Annotated in this window: 25 protein-coding genes; 20 read left to right on the plus strand and 5 right to left on the minus strand. The window is 65.5% G+C overall.

Annotation, left to right across the window (positions count from 1 at the left end):
- Positions 1 to 98: 98 nt before the first annotated feature.
- From AC1RQK_RS18760 to mnmH, 12 genes are all read left to right on the plus strand, one after another.
- Positions 99 to 908, plus strand: a complete 810-nt coding sequence (locus AC1RQK_RS18760; RefSeq protein ID WP_492810447.1) for a TorF family putative porin — start codon at positions 99 to 101, stop codon at positions 906 to 908.
- A gap of 65 nt (positions 909 to 973) precedes the next feature.
- Positions 974 to 1,312, plus strand: a complete 339-nt coding sequence (locus tag AC1RQK_RS18765) for a P-II family nitrogen regulator (RefSeq protein ID WP_006159494.1) — start codon at positions 974 to 976, stop codon at positions 1,310 to 1,312.
- A gap of 31 nt (positions 1,313 to 1,343) precedes the next feature.
- On the plus strand, positions 1,344 to 2,885 hold the full coding sequence (locus AC1RQK_RS18770) for an ammonium transporter (RefSeq protein WP_492810450.1): 1,542 nt from the start codon (positions 1,344 to 1,346) through the stop codon (positions 2,883 to 2,885).
- Between the two features lie 496 nt (positions 2,886 to 3,381).
- Complete coding sequence (gene gshA / locus AC1RQK_RS18775; protein ID WP_492374377.1) at positions 3,382 to 4,677, plus strand: glutamate--cysteine ligase; 1,296 nt, start codon at positions 3,382 to 3,384, stop codon at positions 4,675 to 4,677.
- Positions 4,678 to 4,706: 29 nt separating this feature from the next.
- Positions 4,707 to 5,660 (plus strand): glutathione synthase, encoded by a 954-nt coding sequence (gene gshB, locus AC1RQK_RS18780; protein ID WP_492374376.1) that lies wholly within the window; start codon positions 4,707 to 4,709, stop codon positions 5,658 to 5,660.
- Between the two features lie 52 nt (positions 5,661 to 5,712).
- Positions 5,713 to 6,168: a PTS sugar transporter subunit IIA gene (locus tag AC1RQK_RS18785; RefSeq protein ID WP_150989660.1), complete on the plus strand. Its 456-nt coding sequence runs from the start codon at positions 5,713 to 5,715 to the stop codon at positions 6,166 to 6,168.
- The gene (locus AC1RQK_RS18790) at positions 6,137 to 6,406 is read left to right on the plus strand and encodes an HPr family phosphocarrier protein (RefSeq protein WP_035861002.1); all 270 of its coding nucleotides are present in this window, start codon (positions 6,137 to 6,139) and stop codon (positions 6,404 to 6,406) included. The genes AC1RQK_RS18785 and AC1RQK_RS18790 overlap by 32 nt, the downstream gene beginning before the upstream one ends.
- Before the next feature lie 139 nt (positions 6,407 to 6,545).
- The gene (ptsP, locus tag AC1RQK_RS18795; RefSeq protein WP_492810453.1) at positions 6,546 to 8,321 is read left to right on the plus strand and encodes a phosphoenolpyruvate--protein phosphotransferase; all 1,776 of its coding nucleotides are present in this window, start codon (positions 6,546 to 6,548) and stop codon (positions 8,319 to 8,321) included.
- A gap of 234 nt (positions 8,322 to 8,555) precedes the next feature.
- The gene (locus AC1RQK_RS18800) at positions 8,556 to 8,852 is read left to right on the plus strand and encodes a (2Fe-2S)-binding protein (RefSeq protein ID WP_492810455.1); all 297 of its coding nucleotides are present in this window, start codon (positions 8,556 to 8,558) and stop codon (positions 8,850 to 8,852) included.
- A 111-nt stretch (positions 8,853 to 8,963) separates the two neighbouring features.
- The gene (gene bfr / locus AC1RQK_RS18805; protein ID WP_006159487.1) at positions 8,964 to 9,443 is read left to right on the plus strand and encodes a bacterioferritin; all 480 of its coding nucleotides are present in this window, start codon (positions 8,964 to 8,966) and stop codon (positions 9,441 to 9,443) included.
- A gap of 260 nt (positions 9,444 to 9,703) precedes the next feature.
- Positions 9,704 to 10,771 carry a selenide, water dikinase SelD gene (selD, locus tag AC1RQK_RS18810; protein ID WP_492810458.1) on the plus strand — a complete coding sequence of 356 codons (1,068 nt, stop codon included), beginning with the start codon at positions 9,704 to 9,706 and terminating at the stop codon, positions 10,769 to 10,771.
- The gene (gene mnmH / locus AC1RQK_RS18815; protein WP_492810460.1) at positions 10,771 to 11,895 is read left to right on the plus strand and encodes a tRNA 2-selenouridine(34) synthase MnmH; all 1,125 of its coding nucleotides are present in this window, start codon (positions 10,771 to 10,773) and stop codon (positions 11,893 to 11,895) included. The genes selD and mnmH overlap by 1 nt, the downstream gene beginning before the upstream one ends.
- Before the next feature lie 15 nt (positions 11,896 to 11,910).
- On the opposite strand, the gene AC1RQK_RS18820 is transcribed toward mnmH, so the two are convergent.
- The 3 genes from AC1RQK_RS18820 to gpmA form a co-directional block, all read right to left on the minus strand.
- Positions 11,911 to 12,678, minus strand: coding sequence for a HesA/MoeB/ThiF family protein (locus AC1RQK_RS18820; RefSeq protein ID WP_174426586.1), 768 nt, complete (start codon positions 12,676 to 12,678; stop codon positions 11,911 to 11,913).
- 62 nt (positions 12,679 to 12,740) lie between these two features.
- Positions 12,741 to 14,330 (minus strand): S41 family peptidase, encoded by a 1,590-nt coding sequence (locus tag AC1RQK_RS18825; protein ID WP_492374370.1) that lies wholly within the window; start codon positions 14,328 to 14,330, stop codon positions 12,741 to 12,743.
- 161 nt (positions 14,331 to 14,491) lie between these two features.
- The gene (gene gpmA / locus AC1RQK_RS18830; RefSeq protein WP_416047507.1) at positions 14,492 to 15,238 is read right to left on the minus strand and encodes a 2,3-diphosphoglycerate-dependent phosphoglycerate mutase; all 747 of its coding nucleotides are present in this window, start codon (positions 15,236 to 15,238) and stop codon (positions 14,492 to 14,494) included.
- A 140-nt stretch (positions 15,239 to 15,378) separates the two neighbouring features.
- On the opposite strand from gpmA, the gene AC1RQK_RS18835 reads away from it, so the two are divergent.
- The 5 genes from AC1RQK_RS18835 to AC1RQK_RS18855 all read left to right on the plus strand — a co-directional run bounded on the left by AC1RQK_RS18835 (position 15,379) and on the right by AC1RQK_RS18855 (position 18,986).
- Positions 15,379 to 15,792, plus strand: coding sequence for a rhodanese-like domain-containing protein (locus tag AC1RQK_RS18835; RefSeq protein WP_150989682.1), 414 nt, complete (start codon positions 15,379 to 15,381; stop codon positions 15,790 to 15,792).
- A 105-nt stretch (positions 15,793 to 15,897) separates the two neighbouring features.
- The gene (gene grxC / locus AC1RQK_RS18840) at positions 15,898 to 16,155 is read left to right on the plus strand and encodes a glutaredoxin 3 (RefSeq protein WP_492374369.1); all 258 of its coding nucleotides are present in this window, start codon (positions 15,898 to 15,900) and stop codon (positions 16,153 to 16,155) included.
- Between the two features lie 164 nt (positions 16,156 to 16,319).
- Positions 16,320 to 16,838 carry a protein-export chaperone SecB gene (gene secB, locus AC1RQK_RS18845; RefSeq protein WP_043343340.1) on the plus strand — a complete coding sequence of 173 codons (519 nt, stop codon included), beginning with the start codon at positions 16,320 to 16,322 and terminating at the stop codon, positions 16,836 to 16,838.
- A 131-nt stretch (positions 16,839 to 16,969) separates the two neighbouring features.
- Positions 16,970 to 17,986 carry an NAD(P)H-dependent glycerol-3-phosphate dehydrogenase gene (locus tag AC1RQK_RS18850; RefSeq protein ID WP_492810463.1) on the plus strand — a complete coding sequence of 339 codons (1,017 nt, stop codon included), beginning with the start codon at positions 16,970 to 16,972 and terminating at the stop codon, positions 17,984 to 17,986.
- 7 nt (positions 17,987 to 17,993) lie between these two features.
- Complete coding sequence (locus AC1RQK_RS18855; RefSeq protein WP_492374367.1) at positions 17,994 to 18,986, plus strand: Bug family tripartite tricarboxylate transporter substrate binding protein; 993 nt, start codon at positions 17,994 to 17,996, stop codon at positions 18,984 to 18,986.
- Positions 18,987 to 19,007: 21 nt separating this feature from the next.
- Here the strand turns inward: AC1RQK_RS18855 and trmL are convergent, their stop codons facing one another.
- On the minus strand, positions 19,008 to 19,478 hold the full coding sequence (gene trmL, locus AC1RQK_RS18860; RefSeq protein WP_492374366.1) for a tRNA (uridine(34)/cytosine(34)/5-carboxymethylaminomethyluridine(34)-2'-O)-methyltransferase TrmL: 471 nt from the start codon (positions 19,476 to 19,478) through the stop codon (positions 19,008 to 19,010).
- Between the two features lie 93 nt (positions 19,479 to 19,571).
- Positions 19,572 to 20,354, minus strand: a complete 783-nt coding sequence (locus AC1RQK_RS18865) for a double zinc ribbon domain-containing protein (protein ID WP_492374365.1) — start codon at positions 20,352 to 20,354, stop codon at positions 19,572 to 19,574.
- Positions 20,355 to 20,435: 81 nt separating this feature from the next.
- Between AC1RQK_RS18865 and AC1RQK_RS18870 the strand changes: the two genes are divergently transcribed.
- From AC1RQK_RS18870 to coxB, 3 genes are all read left to right on the plus strand, one after another.
- Positions 20,436 to 21,449: a methyltransferase domain-containing protein gene (locus AC1RQK_RS18870; RefSeq protein ID WP_492810466.1), complete on the plus strand. Its 1,014-nt coding sequence runs from the start codon at positions 20,436 to 20,438 to the stop codon at positions 21,447 to 21,449.
- A gap of 265 nt (positions 21,450 to 21,714) precedes the next feature.
- Positions 21,715 to 22,224: a DUF2244 domain-containing protein gene (locus tag AC1RQK_RS18875; RefSeq protein WP_253929796.1), complete on the plus strand. Its 510-nt coding sequence runs from the start codon at positions 21,715 to 21,717 to the stop codon at positions 22,222 to 22,224.
- 57 nt (positions 22,225 to 22,281) lie between these two features.
- On the plus strand, positions 22,282 to 23,544 hold the full coding sequence (gene coxB, locus AC1RQK_RS18880) for a cytochrome c oxidase subunit II (RefSeq protein WP_492374363.1): 1,263 nt from the start codon (positions 22,282 to 22,284) through the stop codon (positions 23,542 to 23,544).
- Position 23,545: the final 1 nt, after the last annotated feature.

Genomic DNA, 23,545 nt, shown 5'->3' on the forward strand with positions numbered 1-23,545 from the left:
CCTGGCACGGCAGTTGCAGTAATGGTGGCAGGAGCCTCGTTTTACAAACTACTTTCAAACACACGAGTACCGAGCCAGAGGAAAAGGAGAACAAACCCATGAAGAAGTTGGCCCTTGCAGTCAGCGCCAGTGCAGTTGTGCTTTGCGGGCTCGCCCCCGCCGCCTTCGCCCAGAGCAGTGCGCAGGAGGGCGGTGCACCTACCGACGCCGCCGCCGCCGCCGAGGCTTCGCCGCACACCTTCACCGCCAACGTGACCCTGGCCAGTGAGTATCGCTATCGCGGTTTGATGCAGACCAACCGCCGCCCGGCCATCCAGGGCGGTTTCGACTACTCGCATTCGAGCGGCTTCTATGTGGGTAACTGGAACTCGAGCATCAGCTGGCTCGGCGACAGCAATCCGAAAGTCTCGGCACCGATCGAGATGGACTTCTACGGCGGCTTCAAGAACACGGTGACGCTGGCCGGCCTGGAGTGGAACTATGACGCTGGCGTGCTGCAGTACTACTACCCGGGCGATTACCCGAACGGCTTCACCCGCCCGTACACCACGGAACTGTATGTCGGCGCCGGCGCTGGCCCGGTGTTCTTCAAGTACTCGCAGGCGCTGACCAACCTGTTCGGCTTCGCTGACAGCAAGTACAGCTACTACGCCGACCTGTCGGCCAATGTGCCGCTGAACTTCTGGGACCTGACGCTCAATGCCCACGTCGGCTACCAGAACGTGAAGCACGTGAACAGCGCCTCATACACCGACTGGAAGCTCGGGCTGACCAAGGACCTGGGCAAGGGCTTCGCACTGGCGATCGCCTATATCGACACCAATGCGCACAAATCGGCCTATACCAATGTACCGGGCCGCTACGTCGGCAAGGCTACAGCCTGGGCTTCGATCACCAAGACTTTCTAAACACGCATCAGGTCGAGCGGGCGCCGGACGCGAGGCCGGGCCGTCCCGCTCAGAGGAGAAATCGGATGAAACTGATCATCGCCGTCATCAAGCCGTTCAAGCTCGACGAGGTGCGCGAAGCGCTCTCGGACGTGGGCGTGTCCGGCATCACCGTGACTGAAGTCAAGGGCTTCGGCCGCCAGAAGGGCCATACCGAGCTGTATCGGGGCGCGGAGTACATCGTGGATTTCCTGCCCAAGGTGAAGATCGAAGTGGCCGTCCCGGACGACGTGGTCGACCGGGCCATCGAGGCGATCGAGAAATCGGCGCGCACCGGCAAGATTGGCGACGGCAAGATCTTCGTCGCACCGATCGAGCAGGTCATCCGCATCCGCACCGGCGAGACCGGCGGCGACGCGCTGTGACGCACAGCCCAACGATAAGAGGTTAATCACAATGAAATCCTGGTTCAAGCGCATCCTGACAACCGGCGCCATGGCGCTGGCCTTGGGCACGGCCGGCATCGGCCTGTCCACCCACGCCATGGCGCAGGACAAGCCCGCGGCCGAAGCCTCCGCGCCGGCCGCCGCCACCACGGCCGCACCTGCAGCTGCCTCCGCTCCCGCGGCAGCGGCGGCGGCAGCTGCGCCAGCAGAGGCTGCCGCCCCTGCCGCAGCACCGGCACCGGTGCCCAACAAGGGCGATACCGCGTGGCTGCTGGTCTCCACGGCCTTCGTGATCCTGATGACGCTGCCTGGCCTGGCGCTGTTCTACGGTGGCCTGGTCCGCTCGAAGAACATGCTGTCGGTGCTGATGCAGTGCCTGGTGATCTTCTCGCTGGTGTCGCTGTTGTGGGCCATCTACGGCTACAGCTTCGCCTTCACCGAGGGTAACGCCTTCTTTGGCGGCACCGACCGGCTCTTCATGAAGGGGCTCAATGTCGATGCCGTGGCTGCCACCTTCTCCAAGGGCGTGGTGGTACCGGAACTGGCTTACTTCGCCTTCCAGTGCGCCTTCGCAGCCATTACCTGCGGCCTGATCATCGGCGCTTTCGCCGAACGCGCCAAGTTCTCGGCGGTGCTGGTCTTCGTGGTCCTGTGGTTCACCTTCTCGTACATCCCGATGGCCCACATGGTCTGGTTCTGGCCTGGTCCTGACCTGTACACCGACGCGGCAGCCGGCGCGGCAGCCACGGCCAAGGGTGGCTGGCTGTTCCAGAAGGGCGCGCTCGACTTCGCTGGCGGCACGGTGGTGCACATCAATGCAGCCGTGGCTGGCCTGGTGGGTGCCTTCATGTTCGGCAAGCGGATCGGCTTTGGCCGTGAGGCCCTGCGTCCGCACAGCCTGACCTTCACCATGGTGGGCGCCTCGCTGCTGTGGTTCGGCTGGTTCGGCTTCAACGCCGGCTCGGCGCTGGAAGCCAACGGCTCGGCCGCGCTGGCTTTCGTCAACACTCTGCTGGCGACCTGCGCCGCCGTGCTGTCCTGGACCTTCGGCGAATGGATCAGCAAGGGCAAGCCCTCGATGCTGGGTGGCGCTTCGGGCGCAGTGGCTGGCCTGGTGGCCATCACCCCGGCGGCCGGCTTCGTCGGCCCGATGGGCTCGATCGTGATCGGCATCGCCGCCGGCCTGCTGTGCCTGTGGGGCGTGACCGGCCTGAAGAAGCTGCTGGGCATGGACGACTCGCTCGACGTCTTCGGCGTGCACGGCGTGGGCGGCATCCTGGGTGCGCTGCTGACCGGCGTGTTCGCCGCGCCGAGCCTGGGCGGCACGGGTGTCTATGACTACGTGGCCAACAAGGTCTCGGACGATTATTCGATCGCGGGCCAGGTGTGGATCCAGTTCGAAGGCGTGCTCACCACCATCGTGTGGTCGGGTGTGGTGGCCTTCGTCGCCTTCAAGCTGGTGGATATGCTGATCGGCCTGCGGGTGCCGGAAGAAGAAGAACGCGAGGGCCTGGACATCACCTCGCACGGCGAGACCGCGTATGAAGCCTGATCGTAAAGGTGTTGTGCTGGAGAGCTGATTGGGAATCTTCTCTCAGGAGTTTCGCCCGGCCTTGTGCCGGGCTTTTTTCATTTCAGGCGTCCGCCGCGGGCGGCCGGGCCAGGCGGAAAGCGGAGCCGGCGGCTTTTTCGCAAAGTGCTTAAATCCGATCTTAAAAAGCTTCAATTGTTTTTGAGGGGGGGCGCACATACAGTGCCAGTGAGGCAGTTTCCTCCACCTGCAGAACGCTCCCCGTATCTGTCAGGCCATTTGAAAGCGCGGCTCCGGTCGCGCTTTTTTTTGCCTCCCGGCCTTGCTGGCAGGCCGCCCGGAAGTGCTTCGGATTCCTCTTAGGGCCTCCCCCTTTTATTCCGGGCCCCCATCCCCATATCCGTATCCCTTATCCCTTATGCCGGCGCTCGCATATGCTTATTCAGGCGGCGCCAGCAGCCAATTGGCCGTTCCTCTACAATCTGGGCGAACGATAAAGACGATCAATAGGATGTTTATGGTCCCGCATCTCATCACCGCGCTGAACGGTCCACTGCTCGAGCTGGAAAAAAAGATCCTGGATGCGACGCCGTCCATCGAGCGCTGGTTCAGGCTGGAATGGCAGGAACATACGCCTCCGTTCTACTGTTCGGTCGACCTGCGCAACGCCGGCTTCAAGCTGGCCCCGGTCGATACCAACCTGTTCCCGGGCGGGTTCAACAACCTGGCGCCTGAAATGCTGCCGCTGGCAGTCCAGGCGGCGATGGCGGCGATCGAGAAGATCTGCCCCGACGCCAAGAACCTGCTGCTGATCCCCGAGCGCCACACCCGCAACATGTTCTACCTGCAGAACGTGGCGCGGCTGTCGCTGATCATGCGCCAGGCCGGCCTTAACGTCCGCCTGGGCTCGCTGTCCGAAGACATCACCGAACCCACGCCGATCGAGCTTCCCGATGGCCAGACGCTGGTGGTGGAGCCGCTGGCCCGCCTTGGCGCGCGTGGCCGCCGCCTGGGCCTGAAGGACTTCGATCCCTGCTCGATCCTGCTCAACAACGATCTCTCCGCCGGCATTCCCCCGATCCTGGAGAACATCAACGAGCAATACCTGCTGCCGCCGCTGCACGCGGGCTGGTCCACGCGCCGCAAGTCGAGCCATTTCTCGGCCTATGACGAAGTCGCCAAGAAGTTCGCCAAGCTGATCGACGTGGATCCGTGGATGGTCAACCCGTACTTCGCCAAGTGCGGGGGCATCGATTTCCATGAGCGCATTGGCGAGGAGGCGCTGGCCGACTCGGTCGAAGGCGTGCTCAAGAAGATCGCCAAGAAGTACCGCGAGTACGGCATCAAGGAAACGCCGTATGTCGTGGTCAAGGCCGATGCCGGCACCTATGGCATGGGCATCATGACCATCAAGGATGCGTCCGAGATCAAGGGGCTGAACCGCAAGGAACGCAACAAGATGAGCGTCGTCAAGGAAGGCCTTGAGGTCAACGACGTCATCATCCAGGAAGGCGTGCACACCTTCGAGAAGGTCAACGAGGCGGTGGCCGAGCCGGTGGTATACATGATCGACCGCTATGTGGTCGGTGGCTTCTACCGCGTCCATACCGGCCGCGGCAACGACGAGAACCTGAATGCGCCGGGCGCGCATTTCGTGCCGCTGGCGTTCGCGCCCAACGGCATTCCGGACAGCCATGCCAAACCGGGCGCGGCCGTGCCGAACCGCTTCTATATGTATGGTGTGGTGGCGCGGCTGGCTTTGCTGGCGGCGTCGCTGGAACTCGAGAAGACCGACCCCAATCCGATTCTCTGAGACAAACGCTGCGACCGGGACGAGCCAACATGCGCATTCTGTTTATTACCGACCCGCTGGACACCTTCAAGACCTACAAGGACTCGACCTACGCCATGATGGTGGAGGCGGTCGAGCGCGGCCATGAGCTGTTTGCCTGCCTGCAGTCGCAACTGTCGCTGTCGGCCCATCAGGTCGAGGCGGTGGTGCGCCCGCTGCAGCTAACGGGCGACGCCCATGACTGGTACCGCGCGGGTGAGCCGGGCCTGCAGCCACTGACCGGCTTCGATGCGATCGTGATGCGCAAGGATCCGCCCTTCGACATGGAATATGTGACCAGCACCTGGCTGCTGGAGCTGGCCGAGTCGCAGGGCGCCAATGTGTTCAACAAGCCGCAGGCGATCCGCGACCATTCCGAAAAGCTGGCGATAGCCCGCTATCCCGAATACATCACGCCGACCCTGGTCACCCGTGACGCGGATCGTATTCGCGCGTTCCACGCGGAGCATCGCGATGTGATTTTAAAGCCGCTTGATGGCATGGGCGGGATGGGCATCTTCCGGGTTGGCGCGGATGGCCTGAATCTTGGCGCCATCATCGAGACGCTGGGGGAGAACGGTGCGCGCACCCTGATGGTGCAACGTTATATTCCCGAGATCAAGGACGGCGACAAGCGCATCCTGCTGATCGGCGGCGTGCCCGTGCCGTACTCGCTGGCGCGTATTCCCAAGGACGGCGAAGTGCGCGGCAACCTGGCGGCGGGCGGCACCGGCCGTGCCCAGGAGCTCTCGGCACGCGATCGCGAGATCGCCGAGGCGCTGGCCCCGGGCCTGTGGGAACAAGGCCTGCTGCTGGTTGGGCTGGACGTGATCGGCGACTACCTGACCGAAGTCAATGTGACCAGCCCGACGTGCTTCCAGGAAATCACGCAGCAGACCGGGTTCCAGGTGGCTGCCATGTTCATCGACGCCCTCGAGCACGCGGTACAGGCGCGTTCGCGCTGAATCACGGGCGGGCTGCCTGCTACAATCGCGTCAATCCAACGGATTCACCACCATGGCAGGCATCCTGATCATCGCGCACGCCCCGCTGGCTTCGGCATTGCGCGAGTGCGCCGCCCACGTCTATTGCGGCCAGCCCCAACGGCTCGAGGCGATCGACGTCATGCCGGACGCGGAGCCCGCCGCCGTGCTGGCCGAGGCCCGGCGCCGCCTGGCCGAAGTCTGCGAAGACAACGGCGCACTGGTGTTGACCGATATCTTTGGCGCCACGCCGGCCAACATTGCCGCGCGCCTCGCCGAGCCGGGCCGCGTCAAGGTGCTTGCCGGCGTCAACCTTCCCATGCTGGTGCGCGCCATCTGCTACCGTGCCGAGAAACTCGACCAGCTTGCCCTCAAGGCGCTGGCGGGGGGCTCGCAGGGTGTGCTGCAGGTAGGCTCCACCACCGTCCAGAACCAGATCGCAAATCATCCCGACAAATATGCTGCAGAGGGACACCAACATAATCAATAAGCTTGGGCTGCATGCCCGTGCTTCCGCCAAGCTGACGCAACTGGCGGGCAACTTCGTCAGTCAGGTCAAGATGTCGCGCAATGGTCGGCAGGTCGACGCCAAAAGCATCATGGGTGTCATGATGCTGGCCGCCGGCATCGGCTCCACCGTGACCATCGAGACCGACGGACCCGATGAGCAAGAGGCCATGGACGCGTTGCTGGCGCTCATCGCCAATCGCTTCGGCGAAGGGGAGTAGGAGGCCGGGTACGGGATGAAAGGCGGCAGTGCCGAGCGTGGCGGCGGGCCTGGCCGGGGTCGCTTCGCCGCATCCTGAAGCCGTTTCCAAGGTGGCTGGCCCTGGCCAGATTTTTTAAACGTTCCTGACGGAGCGGTACATGCCATTTGCCCTGCACGGCATCCCGGTTTCGCGCGGCGTCGCCATCGGGCGCGCGCATTTGCTGGCGCCTGCCGCGCTTGATGTCTCCCATTACCTGGTCGACGAAGACCGGCTTGATGCCGAGGTCGAGCGCCTGCGTTCGGCGCGCGCGGCGGTGCGGGCCGAGCTGGTCACGCTCAAGCGGGATCTGCCGCGCGAGGCGCCGGAAGAACTGGGCGCCTTCCTCGACGTGCATGCCATGATCCTGGATGACGAGGCGCTGGCGCGCGAGCCCGAGGCGCTGATCCGCAACCGGCGCTACAACGCCGAATGGGCGCTGACCACGCGGCTCGAAGAGCTGATGCGCCAGTTCGACGAAATCGAGGACGAATACCTGCGCGAACGCAAGGCGGACATCCGCCAGGTGGTCGAGCGCATCCTCAAGGTGCTGGCCGGCGCGGCCGTGTTGGCCCCGGCCCCGGTGCCACCTTCCTCCCTGGCTCCTGACGGCGAGCCCGCGCCCGGCGTGATCGTGGTCGCCCACGACATCTCGCCGGCGGACATGCTGCAGTTCCGCCACACCGTGTTCCACGGCTTTGTGACCGACCTTGGCGGGCGCACTTCCCATACCGCCATCGTGGCGCGCAGCCTCGACATCCCCGCCGCCGTAGGCGTGCAGAGCGCCAGTGAGCTGATCCGCCAGGACGATTGGGTCATCATCGACGGCGATGCGGGCCTGGTCATCGTGGATCCTTCAGCGATCATCCTCGAAGAGTACCGCCACCGGCAAAGCGAGCGCGCGCTGGAAAAGAAGCGCCTGCAGCGCCTGCGCCATACGCCTGCGGTGACGCTGGACGGGCTCGAGATCGACCTGCTGGCCAACATCGAGATGGCGGAAGATGCCACCGCGGCGCTGACCGCGGGTGCGGTTGGCGTGGGCCTGTTCCGCTCCGAGTTCCTGTTCATGAACCGGCGCGGCGAGCTGCCCGACGAGGAGGAGCAATTCGAGGCGTACCGCGGCGCCGTGGACGCCATGCACGGGCTGCCCGTCACGATCCGCACCATCGACATCGGTGCCGACAAGCCACTGGATGGCCGCGACGGCCGGGATGGCCGCGGCGACGATTTCGAGACGGCCCTCAATCCGGCGCTGGGCTTGCGCGCGATCCGCTGGTCGCTGTCCGAGCCGGCCATGTTCCTGACCCAGTTGCGCGCGCTGCTGCGTGCCTCGGCCTTTGGCCCGGTGCGGCTCCTGATCCCGATGCTGGCCCATGCCCGCGAGATCGACCAGACCCTGGACCTGATCGCGCAGGCCAAGCGCCAGCTCGACGCGCGCGGCCAAGCGTTCGACCCCAACATCAAGGTCGGGGCGATGATCGAGATCCCGGCCGCCGTGCTGATGCTGCCGCTGTTCCTGCGGCGCATGGATTTTCTCTCCATCGGCACCAATGACCTGATCCAGTACACGCTGGCCATCGACCGCGCCGACAATGCCGTGGCGCATCTCTACGACCCGCTGCACCCGGCGGTGCTGCAACTGATCGCCCGCACCATCCGCGAGGCCAACCACGCTGGCGTGCCGGTGGCTGTGTGCGGCGAGATGGCCGGGGATCCCGCCATGACGCGCCTGCTGCTGGGCATGGGGCTGCGCGAGTTCTCGATGCATCCCTCGCAGTTGCTGCGGGTCAAGCAGGAAGTCCTGCATGCCGACTGCGAGAGGCTGGAGCGGCTGGTGGAGCAGGTGCTGACCGCTTACGAGCCGGAGGAGCTCGCTTGCGCGTTGAAACTGCTCTGACAACCCTGATTCCGTTAAGGTTTTTACGAAAATCCAACGCTGTGAAGATGTATTTTAAGGCACTTTTCTGCGGGTTGTGACGTTCCCTGTCTTTGCAATATCCGGGCTAAGTGCCGCGCTCTTGGCATGTACCTTTTGTAGCTTAATGGGAATTGTTATCATTTTCGATCTCTGATATTCTGGCGTACATCGCGGGTGACATGCCGGTGTCACCCCTCTCCCAAGGAGGGATTTGTGTACGTTTGCATCTGCAATCAGGTTACCGACCGAGAAATTCATGGTGCTGTGCATCTAGGCGTGTCCACGCTCGACGAGCTGGCTGAAACGCTAGGTGTTGGCACCTGCTGTGGCCGCTGCCGCGAATGCGCCCAACAGGTGCTTTGCGAAGGCGTCGCGGCGGTACGCAACGTCAAGGTCTCCACCATCCAGGTCGCGCCCATTTCTTCCTGTTCGTCGTCGGGCCCACGTGCCATAATGGACACTCGGGACCCGGCAGTCGCGAACGACCGGCGCACTGAGCTGGTTGCTTAAACTCGCTGCAACTTTCAGGTTGCGGCGCGTGTTCGCTTGTTTTGACTGCCTGCGGCGCGCCTTGCGCCGCTTCGCGTTTTTGCGGGGGCCCGTTGCAACAAGGAGCCTCCAATGAAAGGTGACAAGAAGGTCATCCAGCATCTGAACGCGCAGCTGAAGAACGAGCTGACCGCGATCAACCAATACTTCCTGCACGCTCGCATGTACCGCCACTGGGGCCTGAAGAAGCTCGGCGATATCGAGTACAAGGAATCCATTGGCGAGATGAAGCATGCTGATCGCCTGATCGATCGCATCCTGATGCTTGACGGCCTGCCCAATCTGCAGGACCTCAACAAGTTGCTGCTGGGCGAAGACACCCCGGAAATGCTCAAGTGCGACCTGAAGCTCGAGCAAGGCGCGCATGCCACCGTCAAGGAAGGCATTACGTATTGCGAATCGGTGGGCGACTACGTCAGCCGCGAGATCCTGGTCGAGATCCTGACCGATACCGAAGAGCACATCGAATTCCTCGAGACGCAGCTCGACCTGATCGACAAGGTTGGCCTGCCGAACTATCTGCAATCGCAGATGGAGCCGGGCGAGCAATAATCCGCCCAGCAGCCGGCCGCAGGTTCGCAAGAACCCAGTGGCCGCAACCGCGCGGCGCCACTCGGTGCTGCCGGTTCCGCCCGCATCCTGGCGGTAACCCTTATCATTCAGATTCCCATTCTTCACCCAGCCTGACCGCCCTTGCCAGGGCCGGTGTTCGCGCCAGCTTGAGCGCGATCCGCCTATGCTGCGCAGAAGGGGGCCGAATCGGCATCGCACCACACCACACCAGACCAAACCAAACGACAGGAGCCAGCATCATGGCAGACCCGATCCGCCTGACGCAGTACAGCCATGGTGCCGGCTGCGGATGCAAGATTTCGCCGCAGGTGCTCGACGTGATTCTTGCCGGCAGCGGCAACCAGCATCTCGATCCGCGCCTGTGGGTCGGCAATGCCTCGCGCGACGATGCGGCGGTTTATGCGCTGGATGGGCTGGAGGAGGGCCGTGGCGTGGTCTCCACCACCGATTTCTTCATGCCGATCGTCGATGACCCGTTCGACTTCGGACGCATCGCTGCCACCAACGCCATCAGCGACATTTACGCCATGGGAGGCGATCCGCTGCTGGCCATCGCCATCCTCGGCTGGCCGGTCAAGCTGCTGCCGCCCGAGGTGGCGCGTGAGGTGGTGGCGGGTGGGCGCCGTGCCTGCGAGGAAGCGGGCATCCCGCTTGCCGGCGGGCATTCCATCGATGCTCCGGAGCCCATCTTCGGGCTTGCGGTGACGGGCGTGGTCGACCGCGCGCACCTGAAACGCAACGACACCGCGACCGCCGGCTGCCGTCTGTACCTGACCAAGCCGCTGGGCATCGGCGTGCTGACCACTGCCGAGAAGCAGGGTAAGCTGCGCGCCGAGGATATCCACCTGGCTCGCGACTGGATGTGCGTGCTCAATCGTCCGGGCAGCCGCTTCGGCAAGCTGGCCGGCGTGCGGGCCATGACGGATGTGACCGGCTTTGGCCTGCTCGGGCACCTTGTCGAGATGGCAGACGGCAGCCGCCTCACAGCGCGTCTTGGCCACGCCGCCGTGCCGTTGCTGCCGGAAGTGCTGCGCTACGTCGAGGCCGGTTGCGTGCCCGGCGGCACCCAGCGCAACTTCGATAGCTACGGCGCACGGATCGGCGCCGGGATCGACAACCGGGGCGGCGCGTTGAGCGAGGTGCAGCGCGCCTTGCTGTGCGATCCGCAGACCAGCGGAGGCTTGCTGGTGGCGGTCGAGCCTGCCGGTGAGGCCGGTTTCCATGCCGCCTGCGTGGAGTTTGGCCTGGCACTGGCGCCGGTCGGCGAGTTCGTCGAGCAGGGCCGGTACGCCGTCGAGGTGATCTGATGCGCGAGGATACGGCCGACTTTCGCCAGCTCTTTCTTTCCGGCGCGCCGCTGCTCGATGCGCGCGCGCCGGTGGAGTTCGCGCGCGGCGCGTTTCCGGGCGCGGTCAACCTGCCGCTGATGGACGATGCCGAGCGGCACCAGGTTGGCTTGTGCTATGAGGAACAAGGGCCGCAGGCCGCGCTCGCGCTGGGCCACCAGTTGGTGACCGGCGAAATCCGCGCGGCGCGAACCGCGGGCTGGGCGGCCTTTGCGCGGGCGCATCCCGACGGCTACCTGTATTGCTTCCGCGGCGGCCTGCGCTCGCAGATCGTGCAGCAATGGCTGCGCGAGGACGCCGGCATCGCTTATCCGCGTGTGACGGGCGGCTACAAGGCGATGCGCGGCTTCCTGATCGAGACCCTGGATGCGGCCGCCGCCGAATGCAGCCTGCTGGTGCTGGGCGGCATGACCGGGAGCGGCAAGACCGAGCTGATCGCTGACCTGGTCACGGGCCCGAGCGGCAGCCGGGACGCCGCCATCGACCTGGAGGGCCAGGCTCGCCACCGCGGGTCCAGCTTTGGCCGGCGCACGGTGGCGCAGCCCACGCAGATCGATTTCGAGAATGGCCTGGCGATTTCGCTGCTGCGCCATCGCGCGGCCGGGCTGCCGGCGCTGGTGGTCGAGGACGAGGGGCGCTTCATCGGCGCGCGCAACCTGCCGCAGGCCTTCTATCAGGCGATTCAGGTAGCGCCGCTGGTCTGGCTGGAGGAGTCCTTCGAGGTGCGCGTGCGCCGCGTGCTGGAAGACTACGTGCTCGGTCTGTCGGGGGAGTTCATGGCGGCACTGGGTGAGCAGGCAGGTTTCGCCGCTTACGCGGCGCGCCTGCGCGATGCCATGGCGGCCATTGCCAAGCGGCTCGGCGGCACGCGCTACGAGCGGCTCTCGGACTTGCTGGACCAAGCGCTGGCGCGCCAGGAGGAAACGGGCGAGACCGACCTGCATCTGGGCTGGATCGCCTTGCTGCTGCAGCAATACTACGACCCGATGTACGCCTACCAGCGCGAACAGCGCGAGGCCAGGATCGTGTTCCGCGGCGAGCGCGCCGCGGTGCTGGCTTTCCTGCGTGAGCGCACCCGCGCCTGAACGCGCGCAGGCCGCCTAGGGGGCGGCCTGCGCGTGCGCGCCACCGCAGACTTCGCAATCGGCCACGCGCGCGAGGCGCATCGTGGTCCATTCCATGCCAAGCGCATCGACCATCAACAGGCGGCCGGCCAGGGTGGTGCCGACGCCCATCAGCAGCTTGAGGGCCTCCGCCGCCTGCACCGTGCCCACCATTCCCACCAGCGGCGCGAACACGCCCATGGTGGCGCAAGCCACTTCCTGCGCCGGCTGCGAGGGCGGGAACAGGCAGGCATAGCAGGGCGCGCCCGGCTGGCGGTGGTCAAACACGCTGATCTGCCCGTCGAAGCGCAGGGCCGCGCCGGACACCAGGGGCACGCTGTGCTGGACGCAGGCGCGGTTGACGGCCTGGCGCGTGTCGAAGTTGTCGCAGCAATCGAGCACCACGTCGGCATCGGCCACCAGGCGCGCTAACTCTGCGGCGCCCACGCGCGCCTGTACCAGGCGCACGTCGATGCCCGGGTTGATGCGCAGCATGCCCTCCCGCGCCGATTCCACCTTGGGGCGTCCGACATTGGCGGTGGTGTGGATCACCTGGCGCTGCAGGTTGGTCAGATCGACCACGTCGTCATCGACCACGGTGATGGTGCCCACGCCGGCCGAGGCCAGGTAGGGCAGGGCGGCAGCGCCCAGGCCGCCCGCGCCGATCACCAGCGCGTGGCTGGCGAGCAACCGGCTCTGGCCCTCGATGCCGAGTTCGTCGAGCAGGATATGCCGCGAATAGCGCAGCAGTTGATCGTCGTTCATGCGTCGTTCATGGCGTGCAATGCAAAAGCGGCCCCGCGGGGCCGCTGTTATTCATCAGGATTTCAGGGGGCCTTGCCGGTCGGCGTGCCCAGCGGCGTGCCCATCGGGGCGCTGGCCGGCGGCGCGCCGGCTGGTGCCTTGCTGGCCGGCTTGGCCGGGGTAGCCGCCTTGGTTGCCGCAGGCTTGGACGGCTTGTCCGACGTGGCCACGGCTTCAAGCTTGGACTTGGAGCGCTTGACCGGCTGGCCTTCGAGCTGGGCAATGGCTTGCTGCAGCATGAAGTCCTCGGCCGAGCCGAACTCGATCGGCTTCTTCTTGCGTTCCTTGTCGCGTTCTTCCGGCGTTTTCTTGGCGTTTTCTTCCTCGAGGCGGCGCAGTTCCTCGACGCGGCGCTGCTCGCGCTCGTTCATCTCGGGCTCTTCCGATTCCTGCTTGTTGTGCAGGTGGCGCTCGGTGTCGATCTCGCGGGTGATCAGCGCGTCGTCAGGATCGCCTTCCGGGTTCTGGTCGACCGGGATGTCCGGGCGGATGCCCTTGGCCTGGATCGACTTGCCCGTCGGCGTGTAGTAGTACGCGATGGTCAGCTTGATGCCGGTGTCGTTGGTGAGCGGGCGCACGGTCTGCACGGAGCCCTTGCCGAACGTGGTCTTGCCCATGATCAGCGCGCGCTTGTGGTCTTGCAGCGCGCCGGCAACGATTTCGGACGCCGACGCCGAGTAGGCGTTGGTCAACACCACCATCGGGATCTTTTTATACAGCGCCGGCAGGTCCTTGAGCGGATCGTCCTCGAGCGAGGACAGCCGGTAGTTGTTGAACGTGGTCTTGTAGACACGCTTGGCATCGGGCACCTGGCCATTGGTCGAGACCACGGTCACGTCGTCGGGCAGGAAGGCTGCCGCCACGCCGACCGCGCCTTGCAGCACGCCGCCGCCGTTGTTGCGCAGGTCCAGGATCACGCCCTTCAGGTTGGGGTTCTTCTGGGCCAGTTCGTCCAGTTTCTTGCCCAGGTCGGCCACCGTGCGTTCCTGGAAGCTGGTCAGGCGGACCCAGGCGAGGCGGTCATTGTCGATCAGCTTGGCCTTGACCGACTGCACGCGGATCTCCGCGCGCGTGATCGACACCGGGAAGGTGCGCTCGTCGCTCTTGCGATAGATGGTCAGCGTGACCTTGGTGCCCGGCTCGCCGCGCATGCGCTTGACTGCCTGCTCCAGTGGCAGGCCGCGCACAGGCTTGTCATCGATGCGGGTGATCAGGTCGCCGGGCTGGATGCCGGCGCGGAAGGCGGGGGTGTCTTCGATCGGGTTGATCACCTTGACGAGCCCTTCTTCCTGCGAGATTTCGATCCCCAGGCCGGCGAAGCGTCCGCGCGTGCCTTCCTGCAGTTCCTTGAAGTCCTTCTCGTCCAGATAGGCCGAATGCGGATCCAGGCTGGCGACCATGCCTTTGATGGCTTCGGTCAGCAGCTTCTTGTCATCCACCGGCTCGACATATTCGCGCTTGATCTGGCCGAAGATGTCGGCCATCAAGCGCAACTGCTCCAGCGGGAGCGGCCCCGGCGAATTCTGCGCCGTGGCCGATAGTTGCAGCGTCGCGAGCACGCCGGCAACGAGTCCGGCAGTAACAAGACTGATGTTCTTGAGCGTCTTACGCATGAGGGCTGCCTGAACGTGTGAGGATTGTGCTGTGTCGGAGCCGGCCTGGCGCATCGCACCGGCCGGATTTGTCCGACAGTATAAGAGGGAGCAGCAAAAAAGGCCTGGTCCACTGCCTGAGACGGCCGGGCGAGCCTCGCGGCGCGCGCCCGGCCTGGGCCTCAGTTTGCCTTGCCTTGGTTCGCCACGGCGGCCAGGGAGGCCGCGATCGCTTCCTGGTCGCCCAGGTAGTAATGACGCAGCGGGCGCAGGTCTGCGTCCAGCTCGTACACGAGCGGGGTGCCATTGGGGATGTTGATGCCAACGATGTCGTCATCCGAGATCTGGTCCAGGTACTTCACCAGCGCGCGGATGCTGTTGCCATGGGCGGCGATTACCACGCGCTTCCCCGCTTTGATGTCGGGGGCGATGGATTCGTTCCATAGCGGCAGCACGCGCTCGACCGTGTCCTTCAGGCATTCGGTCAGCGGAATCTGCTCGCGCGGCACTTGCGCGTAGCGCGGATCGTCGTAAGCCGCACGCGGATCGTCCGCGTCGAGCGCCGGCGGCGGGGTGTCGTAGCTGCGGCGCCATACCAGCACCTGCTCGTTGCCGAACTTGGCGGCGGTCTCGGCCTTGTTCAGGCCGGACAGCGAACCATAGTGGCGTTCGTTCAGGCGCCATTCGTTCCGGACCGGAATCCACATCAGGTCCATTTCGTCCTGCACGTGCCACAGCGTGCGGATGGCACGCTTCAACACCGAGGTGTAGGCTACATCGAAGGCCAGCCCTGCCTCGCGCAGCAGCTTGCCGCCCAGCTTGGCCTGGGCCACGCCGGTGTCGGTCAGGTCGACGTCGACCCAGCCGGTGAAGCGGTTTTCGAGATTCCACGTGGATTCGCCGTGGCGGATGAGAACGAGTTTGTACATGCTGCTTCCAAAGCGTGAGAAACCTGTGTGCGCCCTGCCACATACCGCCGCACATGTGTCAACTAGGAGACAATAGCGGGTCGCGGGCGCCAAACCGTCTATTTTATAATGCCGCCGACTCAACCCACCGGAATGCCAACGTGAATTTCTTCGCCGACTACAACAACCTTGCCTTGATCGCCCTCGCCGTCGTGTCGGGCGGCCTGCTGGCGTGGCCCGCCATCTCGCGCGGAACCTCCGGCAAGACCGTCAACCCGGCCGCCGCTACCCAGCTGATCAACAAGCGCAATGCCGTGGTTGTGGATATCCGGGAAGCCACCGAATACGCCAAGGGCCACCTGCCGCAAGCCAAGAGTGCGCCACTTTCCGACCTGGCAAGCCGTGCCGCCAGCCTTGCAAAGGACAAGTCCGTCCCCATCATCGTCGTGTGCCAGACCGGCCAGCGCTCGGGCAAGGGTCAAGCAGCCCTGAAGGAAGCCGGTTACAGTGAGATCTATTCGCTCGAAGGTGGCCTTGCCGCCTGGCAGCAAGCCGGTCTGCCCGTGGTCAAGTAAGCGGCGCAGGCAAGCGGCGCTGGGGGCACGTCCTCCGTTGCCGCCGCTGTCCCGGCTTGCGAGCACCCGACCAACCTCCGGATTCCGTTTTTCAAGGAGATGCGCATGGCCCGCGTTGTAATGTACAGCACGGTAGTTTGTCCGTATTGCCAGATGGCCGAGCGCCTTCTGAAGGCCAAGGGCGTCGAGGCGATCGAGAAGATCCTGATCGACCGCGAGCCCGGCAAGCGCGAGGAAATGATGAGCCGCACCGGTCGCCGCACCGTGCCGCAGATCTACATCGACGAGACCCATGTCGGTGGCTTCGACGACCTCTCGGCGCTCGATCGCCAGGGTGGCCTGGTGCCGCTGCTGGGCGCCTGAAGCGCAGCCTGTCTCGCCGCGGGTGAATTCGCCACCCGCGTCATGTACCATATACGTTTTCCAACCGGGTGCCGACCCGGGCCGTTCACCCTGGGCCAATCCCGCCCATGGTGCCAATGTCCCGCTCGCCTGGCCCCCAACGCCCATTTTTCCGGAAGCCTTTCATGAGCGACCAGCAGAACAATCAGCAGGAAGACCAGCCGTTCTTCAACATCCAGCGCGTGTACCTGAAGGACATGTCGCTCGAGCAGCCGAATTCGCCCGGCATCTTCCTCGAGACCGAAGCGCCGGCCGTGGAAGTGCAGGTGAACGTAGGTGCCTCGCAGCTCCAGGAAGGTATCTTCGAAGTCGTGGTGACCGGTACCGTGACCACCAAGGTGCAGGACAAGGTTGCCTTCCTGGTGGAAGCCCACCAGGCCGGCATCTTCGATATCCGCAACGTGCCGGTGGAGCAGCTCGACCCGCTGCTGGGCATTGCCTGCCCGACCATTCTCTACCCGTACCTGCGTAGCAATATCGCCGACGTGATCACCCGCGCCGGCTTCCAGGCCATTCATCTGTCGGAAATCAACTTCCAGGCCCTGTACGAACAGCGCCTGCAGGCCGCGATGGAAGAAGCGGAAACCGCGCAAGGTGGCAACAGCGGCATCGTGATGCCCGACGGCAGCCAGGCTCGTCACTGATCCTGCTGCAGGATGTCGCAAAGACGGGGCTTCGGCCCCGTTTTGTCTTTCCGGTTCGCGTCATTCGTGGCGCGCAAGGCTTAAGGCTCAGGGCTTAAGGTTTCGAGGCCGAACAAGCGAGGCAAACCGCCATGAATATCACTGTCTTCGGTGCAGGTGCCTGGGGCACCGCGCTCGCCAGCCATGCCGCCGCGGCCCACGATGTGGTGCTGTGGGGGCGTGATGCCGCCCAGCTGGCCGCTATCGGCGCCGACCGCGTCAATGCTACCTACCTGCCCGGCGTGCCGCTGTCCGGGCGGCTCGTGGTGGAACCCGATTTCGAGCGGGCCGCGGCGCATGCCGATGTCGAACCCGATGGCCTTGTGATCGTCGCCACGCCGGTTTCGGGCCTGCGCGAAATGACGCGCAGGCTGGCCGCGAGCCAGGCCGGGGGCTTGCGCATGCTCTGGCTGTGCAAGGGCTTCGAAGCAGGCACCAATGCGTTGCCGCACCAGATGGTGCGGGAAGAACTCACCGTCGCCGGCCGTCTCGCCGACACCAGCTACGGCGTGCTGACCGGGCCTAGTTTTGCCCGTGAAGTGGCGCTGGGCCAGCCCTGCGCGCTGACCGTGGCGGGCACTTCGCCGGCGCTCTCCGAGTTCGCTCAGCAGGCATTCCATCACCATGCCATGCGCATCTACGGCAGCGATGACCTGGTCGGCGCCGAGGTGGGGGGCGCAGTCAAGAATGTGCTGGCGATTGCCACCGGCGCCAGCGATGGCCTGGGCCTTGGCCTGAACGCGCGCGCCGCGCTGGTGACACGCGGCCTGGCCGAGATGACCCGGCTCGGCATGGCATTGGGAGGGCGCGTCGAAACCTTCATGGGCCTGGCCGGTATGGGCGACCTGATCCTGACCGCCACGGGCGACCTCTCGCGCAATCGCAAGGTTGGCCAGCAACTGGCGCAGGGCAAGACGCTGGCGCAGATTCTGGCCGAGCTTGGCCATGTTGCCGAAGGCGTGCGCTGCGCGCAGGCCGTGGCGGCGCTGGCCGCGGCCAAGGGCGTCGACATGCCGATCACGCGCGCGGTATGTGCCGTGCTCTTCGAGGGGCTGCCCGCCGCCGATGCGGTGGCGCGGCTGCTTCAGCGCGATGCACGCGATGAGTGAGCGCGCAATGGAAGATCGTCGCCGCGTCCTGAAGGCCCTTGCCGTCTGTGCCATGCCTGGCGTGGCTGGCACCGCGCTGGCTGCGCCCGCATCCGCCCAGCCCTGGCCCGTAAAGCCGATCCGCATGGTGGTGCCGTTCCCAGCCGGGTCCTCGCCCGACCTGATCGCGCGCCTGCTGACCGAGAAGCTGGCCCCAGCGCTCGGACAAGCGGTCGTGGTGGAGAACCGTCCGGGTGCCGGCGGCAATATCGGCACCGGCATGGTGGCCAGGGCCGCCCCGGACGGCTATACCTTGCTGCTCACCATCAATGGGCCGCTGGTCACCGCGCCCACCTTGTCGCGCCATCTCGGCTACGACCCGGTGCGCCAGCTCGCCCCCGTGTCGCTGGTGGCGACTTCGCCCAATGTGCTGGTGGTGGATGCCCGCCTGCCGGTGCATGACGTGCGGGAGTTCGTGGCCCTGGCCCGTTCCCGGCCGGGTGTGCTGAACTACGGGTCGGTAGGCAACGGCAGCGCTGCCCACCTGGCCATGGAGCAGCTCAAGGCGGCCGCCGGCATCGACCTGCAGCACATCCCCTATCCTGGGTTCGCGCAGATCACCACCGCCATGGTCGGCGGCCAGGTGCAGGCCGGCTTCATGGTGCCGGCCATCGCCATGCCGCTGGTGACTGCAGGCAAGCTGCGCATCATCGCGGTCACCACCAGCGGGCGCACCAGCCTGCTGCCCGCGGTGCCCACCGTGGCGGAATCCGGCTATCCCGGCTTCGAGGCGATCTCATGGCAAGCAGTGCTGGCCCCGGCGGGCACGCCCGCGCCGGTGATCGACCGGCTCTATCGTGAGCTGGTGGCCATCATCGGCAGCGAGGACGTGCGCGCCAAGATGCGCGCTCAGTATTTCGTGCCGGCCGGCACCGCGCCGCAATCGCTGCGCCAGACCATGGCGAGCGAGAAGGTGCGCTGGGACAAGGTGATCCACGTGGCGGGCGTGCAGCCGGAATAAGGAAGTGCGCCGGTGGCGGCCTCAGGCGCCGCCGGCAAAGCCATTCTGGCGCCAAGCTTCGAACACCACGACCGCGACGGTATTGGAGAGGTTGAGGCTGCGGTTGTCCGGCCGCATCGGCAGCCGGATGCGCTGCGCGGTGGGAAACCATTCGCGCCGCTCCGGCGCCAACCCGCGCGTTTCCGAGCCGAACACAAACCAGTCCCCGGGCTGGAAGCTGACCTGGCCGAAGGGCGTCGAGCCATGCGTGGTCAGCGCGAACATGCGGGTCGGGTCGGGTCGCTCGCTTTCCATCAGCGCGTCCCAGTTCTCGTGCACGCGCATGCTGGCGTACTCGTGATAGTCCAGGCCGGCTCGGCGCATGCGCGCGTCTTCCAGCGGAAAGCCGAGTGGCTTGACAAGGTGCAGGCGCGCACCGGTGTTGGCGCACAGCCGTATCACATTGCCGGTGTTTGGCGGGATCTCGGGTTCGACCAGGACGACATTGAACATGGGGGAGGGGCGGGCCAGGGGCGCCGCAGCCGTGAAACGCTGGGCAGCTTACCCTGCCGTGGGCCGGCTGTCACGCCGGGCCTGTGGGCTGCGCTACGGCGTGCGCAAGGCGACCACCAGCGTCACGCGCGCCGCGCCGTTGGCTTTCAGGACCCGCGCCGCTTCGCCCAAGGTGGCGCCGCTGGTCATCACATCGTCGACCAGGCCGACATGCCGGCCCGCAACGTCATGGCCGGACCCGAGGCCGAAGGCATCCTGCAGGTTGACCTGCCGCGCGGGCAGGTCCAGCGTGGCTTGGGCCGGCGTATCGCGCAGCCTCGCCAGCAGCGTCGGCGCGGCGCGCACGCCCAGCCGGCGTGCCAGCGGCCGGGCGATTTCCCAGGACTGGTTGAAGCCACGCTCGGCAAGGCGCTGCGCGGACAGCGGGATCGGCGCCAGCACATCGGGCAGGGCCACGCCGGATCTTCCGGACTCGGCCTGCCAGCGGCACGCCAGTTCGCCCCCAAGCCAGTCCGCCAGCGGCAGCACGCCGCCGAACTTCAAGGCCAGCACCAGGCCGTCCTGCGGGCTGGCGTAGTCGCCCAGCACCAGCGCGTCGTCGAAAGGCGGCGGCTCGTAGCGGCACTGGGCACAGAGCGAGGTTGCGCCTGGCCCGGCGGTGCGCCCTAGCGGCCGGGCGCAGCAGCGGCAACGCGGCAGCGGCGTTAGCAACTCTTGCGCGCAACCTGCGCAGACGGTTTCGTCCTGCACAGTGCCGCAAAGTGCGCAAGCCGCTGGCAGGAGCGTGCGCAGCAAGCGCCGCGCATGATGGCGCAGGGTGCCTTCGCCCGGGCGCGCCAGGCGGCACGGCACGGGGGCGACTGCCGCATGAGGCACGTCGGGGGCGCCGGCGGCAGGCCTGGCGGTGGACGCGTATACTTGCGATCCTGTTGCGGCGCCCGCTGGCGCGCGCACCGCATGCCCGACCGCCGCCTCACGCCGGCCGTCATCCTCATTCTTAGTTTCTTGCTGCCTGGTTTGACCGTGTCCCTGCATGACGCCGACTCCCCCGATGCCTATTTGCCGCCCACGCGGCTGACCCGCCTCGCCTTCGACCGGCGCAGCGCCGGATTCAGCCAACTGGACTTCCTGCTGGGCGAGATTGGCCAGCGCATGCAGGAGCGCATGCAGATGATCCGGCTGGCGCCGGCGCGCGCGCTCGATATCGGCTGCGGCCACGGGCGCGGCCTGGCCGCGCTGCGTGCCCAGTACCCGGATGCGCAGATCGCCGGGATGGATATTTCCGGCGCCATGCTGCGCGAGGCGGCCCAGCGCGATCCCCAGCGCCAGTCCGGGTGGCTTGGGCGTCTGCTTGGCAAGCGCCCGACCTTCGACCTGGTGCAGGGCGATCTTGCCACATTGCCCTTCGCCCCGGCCAGCTTCGACCTGTTGTGGTCCAACCTGGCGTTGCACTGGCACCCCGAGCCGCACCGGGTCTTCCCGGAGTGGCACCGGGTCACCCGCGACGAAGGCCTGGTCCTGTTCTCACTGTTCGGGCCGGATACGCTGGCGCAATTGCGCGCCGCCTTTGCCGAAGTGGACGGCGACACCCACACGCTGCGCTTCGTCGACATGCACGATATCGGGGACATGCTGGTGCACAGCGGCTGGTCCACGCCCGTGATGGACATGGAGACGCTGACGATCACCTATGAGTCGCCGCGGACCTTGCTGCGTGAAGTGCAGGCCTTCGGCGGGCTGCGCCTGCCGGCTGGCGCGAGCCAGGGAGGGCTGCGCGCTCGCCGCTGGCACGCAGCACTGCTGGCCGCGCTGGAGCGCCAGCGCAATGCCGAGGGACTGATCCCGCTTACGTTCGAGATCGTCTACGGCCATGCCTGGAAGCTGGCGCCGCGCGGCAAGCAGGCTGTCGATGAGCTCGGCAACGCCGTGGTTCCGCTCGACAAGATCGCGCGCGCGCGGCAGCGCAAGTAACGTCCGCGGCGCTGCTGCACGCATCGGCGGCGCAGTCAAGCGGCCGATGGCGAGCACCGTACTGATGCACAAAAACTTGTCGCGCGCTAGCCCCTTGGTCAAGTAGCGGCCTTGTCCGAGTAGGCGAAGCGCCCTATAATGCGCCAGTTTGTCGCAGTGGTCTCCCTGGCACAATTTGCCCGAAATCGCACTTCAATGGTGCGTCCCAGGCGCAATCGTCCAGGCGTGCATCCAGCGCAGAGTAGTTGGCGATGCAAGGTTGGCGATGCAAGACTTGGGTATCGCACTCCAGACGGCACAAGGCAAATCCGGCGGCAGTTCCGACGGATTTGGCCCGCCGGACAAAGACTGGCTGATGAAGCGGAATTGTTCGCTGTCTCCGCGCCAGGTTGGCTGGTTTTACCTCTCAATCGTCAGTGTTTCGCTCGCCATCGCTTTGTTCTTCGCGTGGCGAGGGTCATGGCTCGTGCTTCCCTTTGCCGGGCTGGAACTGCTGGGGCTGGGCATTGCCCTGCTGGTGCACGGGCGGCATGCGTCGGACTACGAGCGCGTCAGCCTCGTCGACGGCAGGCTGGTAGTGGTTTCGGTCAGTGCAGGGCAGCTGACACGGCATGAATTCAACCCGCTATGGGTGCGGGTTGAACCGGGTGAATCATTACGGGCGCTGGTGTTGCTGCGCTCGGGCAAGAGCGCTGTGCGGGTGGGGTGTTTTCTGGACCCGTACAAGCGGCGAAAGTTCGCGCAGGAGCTCGCATCGGCTTTGCGCTGCCTCTGAGAGGCAGCGGGGGCCGGCGAGTCACAGATTTGAATCTGTAAATTGGGTAGATAACAAATGAAAATGTGGAAGAAGGCATCCGCAGCGTGTCTGGTGGGGGCATCCCTGCTCACCAGCTACGCAGCCCTGGCAGTGGAAGACATGCCAGGTGGCCCCGCCGTGCGACAGCTCAATCTGACCGAGCCGGTCACCAAGATCGCCGAGCAGATTCACTGGCTGAACTGGATGATGCTGATCATGTGCACCGTGATCTTCATCGGCGTGTTCGGGGTGATGTTCTACTCCGTGTTCAAGCACCGCAAGTCCAAGGGCGCGAAGTCGGCTTCCTTCCACGAAAGCATCACCGTCGAGGTGATCTGGACCATCATCCCCTTCCTGATCGTCATCGGCATGGCCCTGCCTGCCACCAAGACGGTCGTGGCGATGAAGGACACCACCAACGCCGACATCACCATCAAGGCCACCGGCTACCAGTGGAAGTGGGGCTACGACTACCTGAAGGGCGACGGCGAAGGCATCTCCTTCGTGTCCACCCTGACCACCCCGCGCGAACAGATCAACAACGAGGCCCCCAAGTCGAACACCTACCTGATGGAGGTGGACAACGAGATGGTGGTGCCCGTGAACAAGAAGGTCCGCATGGTGCTGACGGCCAATGACGTCATCCATGCCTGGATGATCCCGGCCTTCGGCGTCAAGCAGGATGCCATTCCCGGCTTCGTGCGCGACACCTGGTTCAAGGCCGAGAAGGTTGGCGTGTACCGTGGCCAGTGCGCCGAGTTGTGCGGCAAGGAACACGCCTTCATGCCGATCGTCGTGCGCGTCGTCTCCGACGCCGACTACGCCAAGTGGGTCGACGGCAAGAAGAAGGAGCTCGCCGCCAAGGCGGACGATCCCAACAAGACCTGGACCCTGGACGAGCTCAAGGCCCGCGGCGAGAAGGTCTACACCGCCAACTGCGCGGTCTGCCACCAGCCTAACGGCAAGGGCGGCGGCGCCTTCCCGGCTCTCGACGGCTCCAAGATCGTCAACGGCCCGGACGCAGGCCAGATGCATATCCTGCTGGAAGGCAAGGGTGCCATGCCGGTGTGGAAGCACCTCTCCGATACCGAGCTCGCTGCCGTCATGACCTACACCCGCAACAACTGGGGTAACAAGACGGGTGAAGTGATTCAACCGAGCGATTTCGTGAATGCGCGTGCCGGCAAGTTCCGCGAAGGCGGCGGCGCACCTGGCGCGAGCGGCGACGCCGCGCCCAAGACGGAAGACAAGCCCGCTGCCAAGCAGGCCAGCGCCGCGGGCGACCGCGCCGCAGGTTGAA

It is taken from the genome of Cupriavidus sp. GW822-FHT02D05, assembly GCF_058802485.1.

Coding starts and splice junctions, on each gene's coding strand:
- AC1RQK_RS18760 (WP_492810447.1), top strand. CDS start 99: ATGAAGAAGTTGGCCCTTGCAGTCAGCGCCAGTGCAGTTGTGCTTTGC.
- AC1RQK_RS18765 (WP_006159494.1), top strand. CDS start 974: ATGAAACTGATCATCGCCGTCATCAAGCCGTTCAAGCTCGACGAGGTG.
- AC1RQK_RS18770 (WP_492810450.1), top strand. CDS start 1,344: ATGAAATCCTGGTTCAAGCGCATCCTGACAACCGGCGCCATGGCGCTG.
- gshA (WP_492374377.1), top strand. CDS start 3,382: ATGGTCCCGCATCTCATCACCGCGCTGAACGGTCCACTGCTCGAGCTG.
- gshB (WP_492374376.1), top strand. CDS start 4,707: ATGCGCATTCTGTTTATTACCGACCCGCTGGACACCTTCAAGACCTAC.
- AC1RQK_RS18785 (WP_150989660.1), top strand. CDS start 5,713: ATGGCAGGCATCCTGATCATCGCGCACGCCCCGCTGGCTTCGGCATTG.
- AC1RQK_RS18790 (WP_035861002.1), top strand. CDS start 6,137: ATGCTGCAGAGGGACACCAACATAATCAATAAGCTTGGGCTGCATGCC.
- ptsP (WP_492810453.1), top strand. CDS start 6,546: ATGCCATTTGCCCTGCACGGCATCCCGGTTTCGCGCGGCGTCGCCATC.
- bfr (WP_006159487.1), top strand. CDS start 8,964: ATGAAAGGTGACAAGAAGGTCATCCAGCATCTGAACGCGCAGCTGAAG.
- selD (WP_492810458.1), top strand. CDS start 9,704: ATGGCAGACCCGATCCGCCTGACGCAGTACAGCCATGGTGCCGGCTGC.
- mnmH (WP_492810460.1), top strand. CDS start 10,771: ATGCGCGAGGATACGGCCGACTTTCGCCAGCTCTTTCTTTCCGGCGCG.
- AC1RQK_RS18820 (WP_174426586.1), bottom strand. CDS start 12,678: ATGAACGACGATCAACTGCTGCGCTATTCGCGGCATATCCTGCTCGAC.
- AC1RQK_RS18825 (WP_492374370.1), bottom strand. CDS start 14,330: ATGCGTAAGACGCTCAAGAACATCAGTCTTGTTACTGCCGGACTCGTT.
- gpmA (WP_416047507.1), bottom strand. CDS start 15,238: ATGTACAAACTCGTTCTCATCCGCCACGGCGAATCCACGTGGAATCTC.
- grxC (WP_492374369.1), top strand. CDS start 15,898: ATGGCCCGCGTTGTAATGTACAGCACGGTAGTTTGTCCGTATTGCCAG.
- secB (WP_043343340.1), top strand. CDS start 16,320: ATGAGCGACCAGCAGAACAATCAGCAGGAAGACCAGCCGTTCTTCAAC.
- AC1RQK_RS18850 (WP_492810463.1), top strand. CDS start 16,970: ATGAATATCACTGTCTTCGGTGCAGGTGCCTGGGGCACCGCGCTCGCC.
- AC1RQK_RS18855 (WP_492374367.1), top strand. CDS start 17,994: ATGGAAGATCGTCGCCGCGTCCTGAAGGCCCTTGCCGTCTGTGCCATG.
- trmL (WP_492374366.1), bottom strand. CDS start 19,478: ATGTTCAATGTCGTCCTGGTCGAACCCGAGATCCCGCCAAACACCGGC.
- AC1RQK_RS18870 (WP_492810466.1), top strand. CDS start 20,436: ATGCCCGACCGCCGCCTCACGCCGGCCGTCATCCTCATTCTTAGTTTC.
- AC1RQK_RS18875 (WP_253929796.1), top strand. CDS start 21,715: ATGCAAGACTTGGGTATCGCACTCCAGACGGCACAAGGCAAATCCGGC.
- coxB (WP_492374363.1), top strand. CDS start 22,282: ATGAAAATGTGGAAGAAGGCATCCGCAGCGTGTCTGGTGGGGGCATCC.